Below are 12,177 nucleotides of genomic sequence, written 5' to 3' on the forward strand. Positions count from 1 at the left end.
ATATTCTTCAAGTGCTTATAACTAAATTCGCTTTCGTTTTTCCAGGGCAAGGCTCGCAATCACGCGGCATGATGAACAATTATGCCGACTTCCCCGTAGTGCGTGACACCTTTGCCGAAGCTTCCGATATATTGCACCAAGACTTGTGGCAATTGGTTGCGGAAGGCAGTGATGCGGAACTCAACGCTACTGTAAATACGCAGCCGCTCATGCTGACTGCCGGAGTGGCGGTGTACCGCGCCTGGCAAAGCTTGAATGCTCCGACACCCGTATTGCTGGCTGGTCACAGCCTCGGCGAATATACCGCGCTGGTGATCGGGGGAGCGCTTCAATTTGCTGATGCTTTGCCATTGGTGCGTTATCGAGCTGAATGTATGCAGGACGCCGTACCGAACGGTGTAGGAGGCATCGCTGCAATTCTTGGGTTGGATGACGAAAGCGTGCTTAAGATGTGCATCGAAGCTGCTCAAGACGAAGTGTTGGAAGCCGTCAATTTCAACACACCCGGACAGGTAGTAATTGCCGGCCACCGTGCGGCGGTGGAACGCGGTATGGAGTTGGCCAAGGTTAGAGGTGCGAAACGTGCGTTAATGCTACCGATGAGCGTACCATCGCATTGCAGTCTATTACGTGGTGCGGCGGAATTGTTGCGAGTGAGATTAAATGACGTGACGATGCAAGCTCCCTCCATTCCTGTGCTGCACAATGCCGATGTAAAAAGCTATATGGATGTAGCCTCTATTAAAGATGCTCTCGTACGCCAGTTATATTCGCCGGTACGTTGGGTAGAAATCGTGCAATGTTTCAGTCAAAAATTTATTACACATAACGTGGAATGTGCACCAGGCAAAGTGCTGATGGGTCTGAACAAACGCATTGATACCAACCAACAGGCATTGGCACTGAACGATAGCATAGCCTTGAAATCCGCATGGGCAGCATTGTCATAAAACAACTGGAGGGTGAATGAGTTTGCAAGGACAGATCGCATTAATAACCGGCGCCAGTCGTGGCATCGGGCAGGGAATTGTGTTGGAACTAGGTAAACAGGGTGCAACCGTGATCGGCACTGCAACTACCAAAGATGGAGCACTGGCAATTAGTGACTATTTGGCAGCAGCTGGCCTCAAGGGCTGTGGCATGGCGCTGGACGTCAATGATGTCGTACAAATTGATCAGGTTATCAGCGAAACTCGAAAACAATATGGTGAAATTTCTATTTTGGTAAATAACGCGGGCATTACTCGCGACAATTTGCTAGCGCGCATGACCGATGAGGAATGGGACGACATCATGTCGACCAACCTGAAGTCTGTGTTTCGAATGAGTCGCGCCGTACTACGAGCCATGATGAAGGCACGCCATGGCCGCATTATCAATATTTCATCGGTGATAGGCAGTATGGGCAACGCGGGACAAGCTAATTACGCGGCCTCCAAGGCTGGCATCATCGGTTTCAGCAAATCGCTAGCTTGCGAAATTGGGAGTCGAAACATCACTGTTAATTGCATCGCACCCGGTTTTATCGCTACCGACATGACCGAGGCATTGTCGCAGCCCCAGCGTGACAAACTGGTTGAACATGTGCCGTTAAAACGCTTGGGGCAAGTGGCCGATGTTGCTGCCACCGTAGCATTCCTTGCCGGTCCAGGAGCGGCTTACATAACTGGCGCGACCTTACATGTAAATGGTGGAATATACATGGAGTGAGATAAATTTCAGTCGCGCTTTATCCTGCACAGACAAACGACTCTTTTCAAATTCCGGTGTCAAATGCTGTACCCAGTACATGTTCGTCTTGTGAGCAAACGTAAGGCTGCACTCTGCCCTTATCTCTACCAAATCGCAAACCGACAACTTATAGCGCAGATATTACCGAATGCAAAGTTCGGTCAATCTCTTGTTCGAAGTATCGTCCCATGCGCAATACCTCCATACTTTTTTAAGTTTGCCATCACTATCGTTCGTCAGTCGAAAAGATGTCAGTCTAGCCCATAGCGAAACTTGCATCAAAACAGTCCGCTATTAGCTCAACAGCACCGCTGTTCATACCTTCAAACGAGCTTTCGTATAAATCGACTTCTCAAGTATTAACGCCATGAACATCACTCTGTTTACTTCAAAACAAACGTTTGATACACTTGTTTAATTATTTGTTAAGAGAAGAAGAATATGATCGTCGTTATGCCCGATATGAATCTACCTGCTCTCAGCGTTTTATCGTTGAGCACCTCTCTGCATGATTACTGAGACAAAAATTAACTTGAGTGAGCAGACACGCGAACGCTTGCTTGCGGCCGCTCGTGTAGTTTTCGCGGAAAACGGTTTTCAAAACGCTACAGTACGTGAAATTTGCCGTCATGCAGAAGTCAATATTGCAGCGGTGAATTATTATTTTAGCAGTAAAGAAGCTTTGTTCGCTGCCACCTTGAATTTTGAGCCACTGCTAGCATTGTGCAAAAAAATCAATCAAGACTCCATCTGCGCCCAAGTGCGCTTACTAAATTTCATCCACGATTTTTTGATGCAACTGCTGGATAAAAAAGAATTCTCCGTGCAATGCCAATTCATGGCACGCGAACTGGCGGAGCCAACTCCAGTACTAGGGAAGATCGTGCAGGAAGCCATTGCACCGATACATCAGTTTGTCGCTAATCTAGTGCGCGAAATCGTGGGTAAACAAATCAGTGAAGCAGAATTGCGCCGCTGTGTGTTCAGTATTTTCGGCCAGTGCGTGTACTACCGTCACGGACAATCAGTAATTCAGCGATTGCATCCAAATTTGAGCTATGACCATAAAGAAATCGAAGCTATTGCGAAACATATCGGAGAATTTTCTCTTGCTGGTTTGAAGCAGATTACTCAAAACAAATGTCCGTGATTACCTGCGTTTAGCCATTCAGCAATTATTCTGAATATGTTTAGGAGGATTGTTATTTTTACGGATGACTTGGTTAAATTGAGAAAAATGATTTACTGGAGATATACATGAAACAAGACGCTTTCTTGTCAGTTTGCAAGGCAGCATGTGCAGCCATATTTTTTCCCATACTGCTTTCAGGTTGCGGTTCTGGTGACAGTCAACCAAAAACTGCAGCGGCTGCAACCCCTCCGCCTCCCGAAGTCGATGTAATCACTGTTACTCGAAGCTCAGTAGTTCTCACTCAAGATTTGCCCGGCCGCCTGCAAGCATATCGTACAGCCCAAGTACGAGCGAGAGTGGAAGGAGTGGTTGAAAAACGAAAATTTATCGAAGGCAGCAATGTTAAAGAGGGAGATTCGCTGTATCAGATTTTTTCACGCAACTATCAGACAACCCATGATGCGTCCAAAGCAGACGTAGCTGTTGCCCGTCAGACATTGGCGCGTTATAAATATCTTCTAGACGCAAAGGCAGTGAGCCGGCAAGAATATGAATTGGCAGAAGCCAAGCTCAAACAGGTCGAAGCAGCCTTTTCCAAGGCACGAGACGATTTGGACAACACCCGTGTACCTGCTCCTATTTCGGGTCGCATAGGGCGCTCCCAAATTACCGAAGGGGCACTCGTAGGCCGTAACGAAGCCACACTACTTGCAACTATCGAGCAAGTCCATCCTCTTTATGTCAACTTCACGCAATCGGGTGCGGATACTCTCCGCCTCCAGCAGGCAATTAAAGCTGGCAAGTTGACGCGAACCGCGTCAGCTGGAGTGGAGCTGGTTCTTGAAGATGGAAGTGTTTATCCCCAATCGGGCAAATTTCTGTTCTCAGATTTGGCCGTTGATCCCAGCACAAATAGCGTTTCACTCCGGGCAGAATTTCCAAATCCTAAACAAGAGCTGCTACCCGGGATGTTTGTTCGCATTCGCTTCCCAGAGGCGAATGTCGACAACGCTATCAGGATACCTCAACGTGCACTGCTAGCGGATGCACAGGGACAATTTGTGATGATTGTAGATCCACAGAGTAAGGTGGCAGTCCAGCGGGTTAAGACGGGCAGCATGGCGAGTGGGGATTTCATCATCACCGAGGGGTTAAAAGGCGGTGAACAGGTCATTGTTAACGGCTTGCAAAAAGTGCGGCCGGGCAGCGTTGTGAAGCCCGTACCCTTAAATCAAACTGCGAATGCAAATGCTCCGGCGGCAATAGCTCCCGCGAAAAAATAGAGGTTAACGTGTTAGCTAATTTCTTTATAGACCGTCCCATCTTTGCCTGGGTCATCACCTTAGCAATCCTCCTTGGCGGAGGACTCGCGCTACGTAGCTTGCCGGTTACCTCTTATCCGGCTGTGGCTCCTCCGGCTCTGGCTATTACGCTTAGCTATCCTGGTGCCTCCGCCCAAATAGTTGAGGAAACCTCCGTTGCCTTGATTGAGCAGGAATTGAACGGCATCGAACACTTGCTCTACATGGATTCGTCCTCCGAGCTTGGCCGCGGTACCATCACACTAACCTTCGAAGCTGGCTCTGATCTGGACATTGCCTCGGTCGAAACCCAAAACCGCATCAAGCGTGCCGAAGCGCGTTTGCCAGAGGATGTGCGCCGCTTGGGGGTAACTGTAGCGAAATCAGCCCGAAATTACTTGATGTTCGTCTCACTTGTTTCGCCAGACAAAAGCCACGATAACGTTGCGCTTGGCAGTTATGCGGCGGCTAACCTACTGGAGAGTATCCGCCGTGTGCCCGGGGTAGGTGAAGGAATACTCTTTGGCACCGAATATTCAATGCGAATATGGCTTCAGCCAGAACGACTTCATGCATTCAGCTTGACCCCAGGCGATGTTTCACGCGCGGTACGAGCGCAGAACATACAGCTTGCCATGGGCGAGCTTGGACAACTACCAGCAATGGCTGGACAACAATTGAACGCAGTCATCGTTACCCAAGGCAGATTGTCATCCCCTGAGGAATTCGGCAACATCATTGTGCGCGCCAACCCGGATGGCTCCACAGTGCGCATTAAAGACGTAGCGTCGGTGGAATTAGGGGCACAAGATTATTCCGTTGCCGCTCGTCTTGATGGTCAACCGTCTTCAGCCATAGCCATTCGCTTATCACCAGGTGCCAATGCCTTGGATACAGCTAAAGCTGTCAAAGCCAAGATGACGGAGCTAGCCAAATTTTTTCCAAAAGGAATCAATTGGGTAGTGCCTTATGACACCTCTCAATTTGTTGAAATATCCATCCGGGAAGTTGTGAAGACTTTGGCAGAAGCGATGGTCCTCGTTTTTTTGGTTATGTATCTATTCCTGGGAAGTCTTCGTGCCACTGTCATTCCCGCTATCGTTGTACCGATTGCTCTCATCGGAGCCACCGTGGGACTATACGTTGTAGGCTACTCAATCAACACTTTAACGCTATTTGCCATGGTGTTGGCCATCGGCATTGTGGTGGATGACGCCATTGTGGTAGTAGAAAATGTCGAACGCATCATGACCGAAGAAGGGCTACAGCCACGCGAAGCCACACGCAAGGCGATGGGGCAAATTATAAATGCCATTATCGCCATCACTTTGGTGCTAATGGCAGTATTCATTCCAATGGCTTTCTTTAGTGGTTCTGTCGGCGCCATCTATCGTCAATTCTCGGTAACGCTGATACTGACTATAGCCTTTTCAATGTTGATGGCGTTAACGTTAGCGCCAGCGCTGTGTGCCACATTGCTGAAACACACACCGGAAAATGAAAAAAAGCCTGGCAAGGGTTTCTTTGGCTGGTTTAATCGTTTTTTCAGCAGAACGACCCAACGCTATACATCTGGCGTGGGACACGTTTTGAAAAAAACTGGACTCTATCTGATTATCTATGCCGTCATTCTAATTGCAGTGGGGGGACTGTTTTCACGTTTGCCAACCAGCTTCCTGCCTGAGGAAGATCAAGGTTATTTTATTAGCGTGATCCAGTTGCCACCAGGTTCTACTAGTGAACGTACGCTTGAGGTTCTTACTCAAGTAGAGCAGTTTTATCTTAAACAGTCTGAAGTTGAGCACGTTATCGGGGTGGCTGGTTTTTCATTCTTTGGTCGTGGCCAGAATGCTGCTATTGCTTTCGTTCGGCTTAAGGGCTGGGATGCACGTCCTGCGCCAGAAAACTCTGCTTCTTCTCTAGTCCAACGCGCCAACATGACGTTGTTTCGCATCAAACAAGCCATGATTTTTTCCATTAACGTACCACCCATTCCAGAGTTAGCCGCTGTGGGCGGATTTGATTTTCGCTTGCAGGACCGCTCAGGCCAGGGACGTGAAAAACTACTTGAAGCGCGCAATATGGCATTGGGCATAGCCAGCCAAAATCCAGCATTAGTGGGCGTTCGGCCAGAAGGACAAGAAGCGGGGCCACAATTGCGGCTGGATATTGACCGATTAAAAGCGCGTGCCCTAGGCATCGATTTGGCTGATTTGAATGAAACCCTGCAATCGGCACTAGGCGTTGCCTATATCAACGACTTCGTGCGTGAAGGCCGCATTTTGCGGGTCCAAATGCAAGCAGAGTCCAGTGTAGGCACATCACCTGAGGAAATATTGCGCTTGCCTGTACGAAATGCTCAGGGCGCAATGGTACCCCTGTCCGAATTTGCTTCTCCGCGCTGGGATGTCGGGTCGCCGAAGCTGGATCGCTACAACGGCCTGCCATCAATGAAGATTTCCGGGGGTCCCGCTCCCGGTCGGAGCAGTGGCGATGCAATAGCAGCGATGGAGCAAGTGGCTAGCCAATTACCATCAGGTTTTGGTTTTGAATGGTCTGGAACCTCTTATGAGGAACGCCTGTCTGGCAGCCAGGCAATATTACTCTTTGGCCTTTCGTTAGTTGCCGTATTCCTGTGCTTGGCAGCGCTTTATGAGAGCTGGTCAATTCCAGTAGCAGTGCTGCTGGTAGTGCCCATCGGCATCCTTGGCGCATTGCTAGCCGTGACGTTGCGAGGCATGCCAAACGATGTTTATTTCAAGGTAGGGCTGATTGTTATCATCGGCCTTTCGTCCAAAAATGCGATCTTGATTATTGAATTTGCGCGTGATCTGCAGGAGCGTGGCTACAGTCTATTTGATGCTACGCTGGAAGCTTGCCGGTTAAGATTCCGTCCCATATTAATGACCTCAATCGCCTTCATTTTAGGCGTACTGCCCTTGGCTATTTCCACAGGTGCAGGGGCTAATGGTCGCCAAGCCATTGGCACTAGTGTCATTGGGGGGATGATAGCCGCGACGGTTCTGGCGGTATTCTTGGTGCCGGTATTTTTTGTTGTCATTCGTCGCATCTTCCCCGGTCATCCACGTCGGCATCAGGAAGACGATCATGCGTAACCCAAAAAATAGCGCAATCTATTGATATGAAACATTGCACAAATAACTATTTAACGAAGGCCAGAACATCGCTCGTGCTTATGTCTAGTGGTTTGTTACTAGCTGCATGCGCCGCTGGACCGAACTACCAACGTCCGGAAATGGATTTGCCAGAACATTGGGTAACCCAGCCAAGCACTATCAGTCCTACTACACAGAGGCCGGCAAATGCTGCTGGAGAACGTTGGTGGAGTCTGTATGCCGATCCGGTCCTTGATAAGATCGAAGATGAAGCACTTGCTCATAATGTGGATGCCCAAGTTGCCACTGCACGAATATTAGAAGCGCGTGCCCAACTCGGAATAACCGAATCAGATCAGTATCCAAAACTTAACGCCAATGGAGCTCAATCACGCACCAAAAGAAGTATTAACCCCGGGCTTTTTATACCTCCAGTACGTATCTTAGAGTTCTCGCGCGTCACCCTGGATGCCAGCTACGAGCTGGATTTATGGGGAAAATTTCGCCGCGCCAGCGAGGCTTCACGTGCTGATCTATTTGCGGCACAGTTTAACAGAGACTCTGTACGCTTATCACTCACTGCACAAGTGGCGCAGCAATATTTTGCTTTGCTATCAACAGATGCCCAAGAATCTGCGATACGTAAAGTATTAACCGGTCGTCAGGATAGGCTCGCATTAGATAAAAAGCGTTACCAAGTGGGCGTCATAGCTGAATATGACCTGCACCAATCTGAGGCTGATGCTGACGCTGCACAAGCGCAACTCATTTCCATTATTAAAACGCGTGACCAACAAGAAACAAGTCTCGCGTTGTTGCTGGGTCGCTCGCCACGCCATGTGATGAATGGCAAGTTGGAGCGTGGCAGTCCCACTCTTACTAACGTTTGGGTTCCCGATGGGTTACCGGCTGAATTACTACTGCGCAGACCAGATTTACAAGAAGCAGAGCAAAAGTTAATGGCAATGAATGCACGTATCGGCGTAGCGCGCGCGCAGTTCTTCCCTTCAATTAGTTTGACCTCCTATCTCGGCAGTGAAAGTATCTCTCTTTCTAATCTTTTCACCGGACCGGCGGGCGTTTTTCAGTTTGCCGCTGGTATTGGTCAGCCAATCTTTAATGCTGGTCGCATTAAATTTGGGGTACAGGTAGCAGAATCTCGTCGTGATCAGGCGTTAACTCAATATAAGCAGGCAGTCGCCAGCGCTTTCGCCGATGTGCGCAACGCTTTATTCGCACAAGAATCCGCGCGTCAGATACTAGCCGCCGAAAGCTCCCGTAGCAGGGCACTTTCGAAAGCTCATAAACAAGCGGAATTGCGATATCAAATAGGTATTTCCAGCCGCTTGGAATTATTGGATGTGGAACGGAATTACTTGCAAGCAGAACTCACCCGCATAGATGCACAGCGTGCCCAGCGTACTGCAGTTGCTGACTTGTTTAAAGCATTGGCTGGAGGGTGGCAGCAACCCACTGTTAAACCGACACAACGACTACCATCTTGAAAATAAATAACGTATGGACGCATCTTAAAATTAATTATCTTTGCCCATTTTTAAACTGAGCATTCCATTACTCATTACACCGAAATGCAAAAACTTGCAATTTCTTTTCAAAGCGATGATAATAAGCGCGAATTATTCGCATTTACATTTCTTGGATTTTTATAGTGTTTCTAACTAAAAAGAGATGAAAGCTTTTGGTGGCACTACATTTGCATTAGCTTCCGCTCTAATACAAGTTCTGTTATTGATATTTAAGAATTAGAATTTGTTTCATCAAAAGGGCGAAATAGTGATCAACACATATGGGCCGAATGAATAGGCTTTAAGCTACCCCTTGCAACAAGTTGAACTTTGTCGCGAAAATACTAAATATCAAATAAATCCGGGATGCCAACACCCATCGGCTTGCACACCTTAATGGAGAAGTCATGTTTCAAACACTGATGATTACCTTTCGAGAAGGCTTGGAAGCTTTTTTGATCATTGCAATTTCATTAATTTATTTAACACAAACTAACCGTCGCGAACTGATCCCTGCAGTGCATAGTGGCGTGGGCTTTGCGCTACTACTATCCGCATTGCTGGGGGTAGTACTGGCTCGCATCGGCGCTATTTCTCCATTTTGGATGGGGATAATGGCACTTGTTGCCGCCATATCAGTCATTTATTGCACAGTGCATATGAGCAAGATGGGCAAGTTTATGAAGAAAGAAATTACCGATGGCTTCAATAAAGCGTCGGAACAGTCTTCCAGCCGCGCCTGGATGGTCGCTTTCTTCTTTTCCGCATTTATGGTGGGACGTGAGGGAGTCGAAACAGCAACCATGATTGCTTCGCTCGCAGCGCAAGCAGAAACCTCGCATATGGCGATCGGAGCAGTGATTGGCGTGTTACTGGCAAGCTTACTCGCATGGGCTTGGGTCAAATTTGGGCGACGAATAAACTTACAGAAATTTTTTCAGTTTACCGCTGTCTTCATGACAATCTTTGCATTGCAATTAATATTCTATGCGTTCCATGAATTTACCGAAGCGGGTGCGCTACCTTTGGTCGATAACGCTTATTGGCATGTAGCCACCGAGCCTTGGTCACCAGAAGGTGAGTATAGTCAATGGTTTTCATATAGCTTTGGCATTTTACCTTTAGGTTGGTTAATCTATGCCTATTTCTCCGATCGGAAAACGAATACTGCTAAACCAGCCTCTTAGCTTGTCAACTTTCGTTTAATATGCCTTAATATTCAGTACAAGCAATGGCTTGCTAACCTCGCGCAATGGCAATTGCAATATAAAAACGGCACATGAGCGCAATATCATTATTTTCAGCACCACATCTCCCTATAATGACTTGGCCACAGGTCAAGCGCCTAGTACCATTGCTGTTGATCATCTTGCTTCACATGGGTTTTATCTATGCATTGCTAAACGGCTGGTTTTACCAAACCGAGCAAACATTACCAAAAGCCGAACAAGGACTACCAAAAGAAATATTTGTCAGCTTAATCACCGTTGACAATACACCAGAGCCCATGCCACCAGAACCTCAGCCAACACCACCAAAACCAGTGCCGGTTGTCAAGCAAACTGTCACTCCCCCACCGGTAATTCCGGTTATTAACAAAACACCGTCAGAACAAGCCATCACGGCACCGCCCGTTCCTCCACAACCACCTGTTCCACCTCAACCGGCGGTAGTGGCTCCGCCCTCTGAACCGGTGCCGCCCGCTCCACCTACGTCTGCGCCTCCGCCTCCCCCCTCTCAACCCAAGACTGTTTCAACCGGCGTGGAGTATCAACAAGCACCTGCACCGGAATATCCACCCCTCGCCAGACGCATGGGTGAAGAAGGACGGGTTACCCTTCGCGTATTGGTGAATGAAGCTGGCCGCCCGACCCGGGTCGATGTACAAAAAACATCAGGGTCGTCTCGGCTCGACGAAGCAGCGCGGCAAGCAGTCCTGCGCGCAATGTTCAAGCCGCATATCGAAGATGGCAGAGCGATCTCTGTTTATGCCATCGTGCCTATTACCTTTCATTTGGATAACTAAAGAAGGAATCATCATGCAAGCAAATCCTTACGGATTAGAAAGTTTATGGATCCAAGGCGATTTAATCACCAAGGGCGTCACTACAATACTTGTCGTTATGTCGATCGCATCCTGGTATGTGATTGTCACTAAAGCGCTGCAACTCTTGAGTTATCGTCGTGCATCACATGCTGCCGGTCACGCATTCTGGGATACCACCAACCTGACTGAAGGTGTTGCCACACTTGGCACCAACAATCCATTTTCCGATATCGCCCACGCAGGCATAACCGCCATGCGCCATCATGCTGCGCACAAAGGTCATTTGCACGACCAGCTATTAGTCAGCGATTGGGTTACGATGTCATTGCGGCAAGCGATAGATGAAACTTCCGGCAAACTTCAAGCCGGTATGGCGGTATTGGCATCGGTCGGTTCGACCGCGCCATTTGTCGGCCTGCTCGGTACGGTATGGGGTATTTATCACGCTCTTGTATCGATCGGCACTTCAGGACAAGCTAGTATCGACAAGGTTGCTGGACCAGTAGGCGAAGCATTGATTATGACCGCGCTAGGCTTAGCGGTAGCGATTCCCGCCACCTTTGGCTATAACGCTTTAGTCCGAAGCAATAAATCCACTATTGCAAAACTAAATAAATTCGGATTCGATTTGCACGCGCTGTTCATCACCGGCGCCCGTTCCTGCAGTACCGAGATTGTCGGCGATAATGGCGCTAAAATTGTCGCCGTCAGGAGTACATAATGGGAATGGGCTCCCTGTCCGATACGGACGACGACTTTAACCCGGAGATTAACACCACACCGTTAGTCGATGTCATGCTGGTATTGTTAATCATATTTATAATCACAATTCCGGTGATAAACCACAGCGTAAAAATTGATTTACCACGTGCGACCAACCAGCGCGATGAAATCAAACCGGAGAACATCAACCTGTCGATTGATGCGCAAGGCCTGATGTATTGGAATAACGAAACCATTGATGCGGCTCAAATGAATGCCCGTATCGCTGAAGCTTCGAAAAAGACACCACAGCCTGAACTGCATATACGTGCAGAACGTACTACTCAATACGAAAAAATTGTAGAGATCATGGCTGCTGCACAGTCGGGTGGTCTAAGTAAAATCGGATTCATAACTGACCCGCAAGATAAATAACGAGGCGATCATAGTTCATATGGGAGTACGTACTACGGCAAATTCCCTCAGAATATATTGAGCGCTTAACATGCACTCTTCTCCGCCCCATTATCGACTTCGGTATTTGACTTAACATCGCTCACTCTATTGATCAGTTTTGCCATACAGAAGTTGGTGTAAATCCAATAGGTACATTCGAAAGTAT

General features: G+C 48.2%; 10 protein-coding genes. All 10 read left to right on the forward strand.

The annotated features are described in order from the left end of the window. Positions 1 to 17 precede the first annotated feature (17 nt). Positions 18 to 950 (forward strand): ACP S-malonyltransferase, encoded by a 933-nt coding sequence (gene fabD, locus MKZ32_RS12110; RefSeq protein WP_239798150.1) that lies wholly within the window; start codon positions 18 to 20, stop codon positions 948 to 950. Between the two features lie 16 nt (positions 951 to 966). Next, positions 967 to 1,710, forward strand: a complete 744-nt coding sequence (fabG, locus tag MKZ32_RS12115) for a 3-oxoacyl-ACP reductase FabG (protein ID WP_239797501.1) — start codon at positions 967 to 969, stop codon at positions 1,708 to 1,710. Positions 1,711 to 2,239: 529 nt separating this feature from the next. Continuing rightward, positions 2,240 to 2,881: a CerR family C-terminal domain-containing protein gene (locus tag MKZ32_RS12120; protein WP_239797502.1), complete on the forward strand. Its 642-nt coding sequence runs from the start codon at positions 2,240 to 2,242 to the stop codon at positions 2,879 to 2,881. Between the two features lie 107 nt (positions 2,882 to 2,988). After that, positions 2,989 to 4,146: an efflux RND transporter periplasmic adaptor subunit gene (locus tag MKZ32_RS12125; RefSeq protein WP_239797503.1), complete on the forward strand. Its 1,158-nt coding sequence runs from the start codon at positions 2,989 to 2,991 to the stop codon at positions 4,144 to 4,146. Between the two features lie 8 nt (positions 4,147 to 4,154). After that, entirely contained in the window at positions 4,155 to 7,280 is a 3,126-nt protein-coding gene (locus MKZ32_RS12130; RefSeq protein WP_239797504.1) for an efflux RND transporter permease subunit, read from the forward strand. Between the two features lie 80 nt (positions 7,281 to 7,360). Continuing rightward, entirely contained in the window at positions 7,361 to 8,785 is a 1,425-nt protein-coding gene (locus MKZ32_RS12135) for an efflux transporter outer membrane subunit (protein WP_239797505.1), read from the forward strand. A 428-nt stretch (positions 8,786 to 9,213) separates the two neighbouring features. Further along, entirely contained in the window at positions 9,214 to 9,993 is a 780-nt protein-coding gene (locus tag MKZ32_RS12140) for an FTR1 family iron permease (RefSeq protein WP_239797506.1), read from the forward strand. A 134-nt stretch (positions 9,994 to 10,127) separates the two neighbouring features. Next, entirely contained in the window at positions 10,128 to 10,832 is a 705-nt protein-coding gene (locus MKZ32_RS12145; RefSeq protein ID WP_239797507.1) for an energy transducer TonB, read from the forward strand. A 13-nt stretch (positions 10,833 to 10,845) separates the two neighbouring features. Beyond that, positions 10,846 to 11,574: a MotA/TolQ/ExbB proton channel family protein gene (locus tag MKZ32_RS15505; RefSeq protein ID WP_275584293.1), complete on the forward strand. Its 729-nt coding sequence runs from the start codon at positions 10,846 to 10,848 to the stop codon at positions 11,572 to 11,574. Continuing rightward, entirely contained in the window at positions 11,574 to 11,990 is a 417-nt protein-coding gene (locus MKZ32_RS12155; protein ID WP_239797508.1) for an ExbD/TolR family protein, read from the forward strand. The genes MKZ32_RS15505 and MKZ32_RS12155 overlap by 1 nt, the downstream gene beginning before the upstream one ends. The last annotated feature ends 187 nt before the right edge of the window (positions 11,991 to 12,177 follow it).

The sequence above is a fragment of the Candidatus Nitrotoga arctica genome (assembly GCF_918378365.1).
In the GTDB taxonomy this organism is placed as follows: domain Bacteria; phylum Pseudomonadota; class Gammaproteobacteria; order Burkholderiales; family Gallionellaceae; genus Nitrotoga; species Nitrotoga arctica.

Bases quoted from the DNA above. Each gene is read 5' to 3' on its own strand.
- fabG (WP_239797501.1), top strand. From the start codon at position 967: ATGAGTTTGCAAGGACAGATCGCATTAATAACCGGCGCCAGTCGTGGC.
- MKZ32_RS12120 (WP_239797502.1), top strand. From the start codon at position 2,240: ATGATTACTGAGACAAAAATTAACTTGAGTGAGCAGACACGCGAACGC.
- MKZ32_RS12125 (WP_239797503.1), top strand. From the start codon at position 2,989: ATGAAACAAGACGCTTTCTTGTCAGTTTGCAAGGCAGCATGTGCAGCC.
- MKZ32_RS12135 (WP_239797505.1), top strand. From the start codon at position 7,361: ATGTCTAGTGGTTTGTTACTAGCTGCATGCGCCGCTGGACCGAACTAC.
- MKZ32_RS12140 (WP_239797506.1), top strand. From the start codon at position 9,214: ATGTTTCAAACACTGATGATTACCTTTCGAGAAGGCTTGGAAGCTTTT.
- MKZ32_RS12145 (WP_239797507.1), top strand. From the start codon at position 10,128: ATGACTTGGCCACAGGTCAAGCGCCTAGTACCATTGCTGTTGATCATC.
- MKZ32_RS15505 (WP_275584293.1), top strand. From the start codon at position 10,846: ATGCAAGCAAATCCTTACGGATTAGAAAGTTTATGGATCCAAGGCGAT.
- MKZ32_RS12155 (WP_239797508.1), top strand. From the start codon at position 11,574: ATGGGAATGGGCTCCCTGTCCGATACGGACGACGACTTTAACCCGGAG.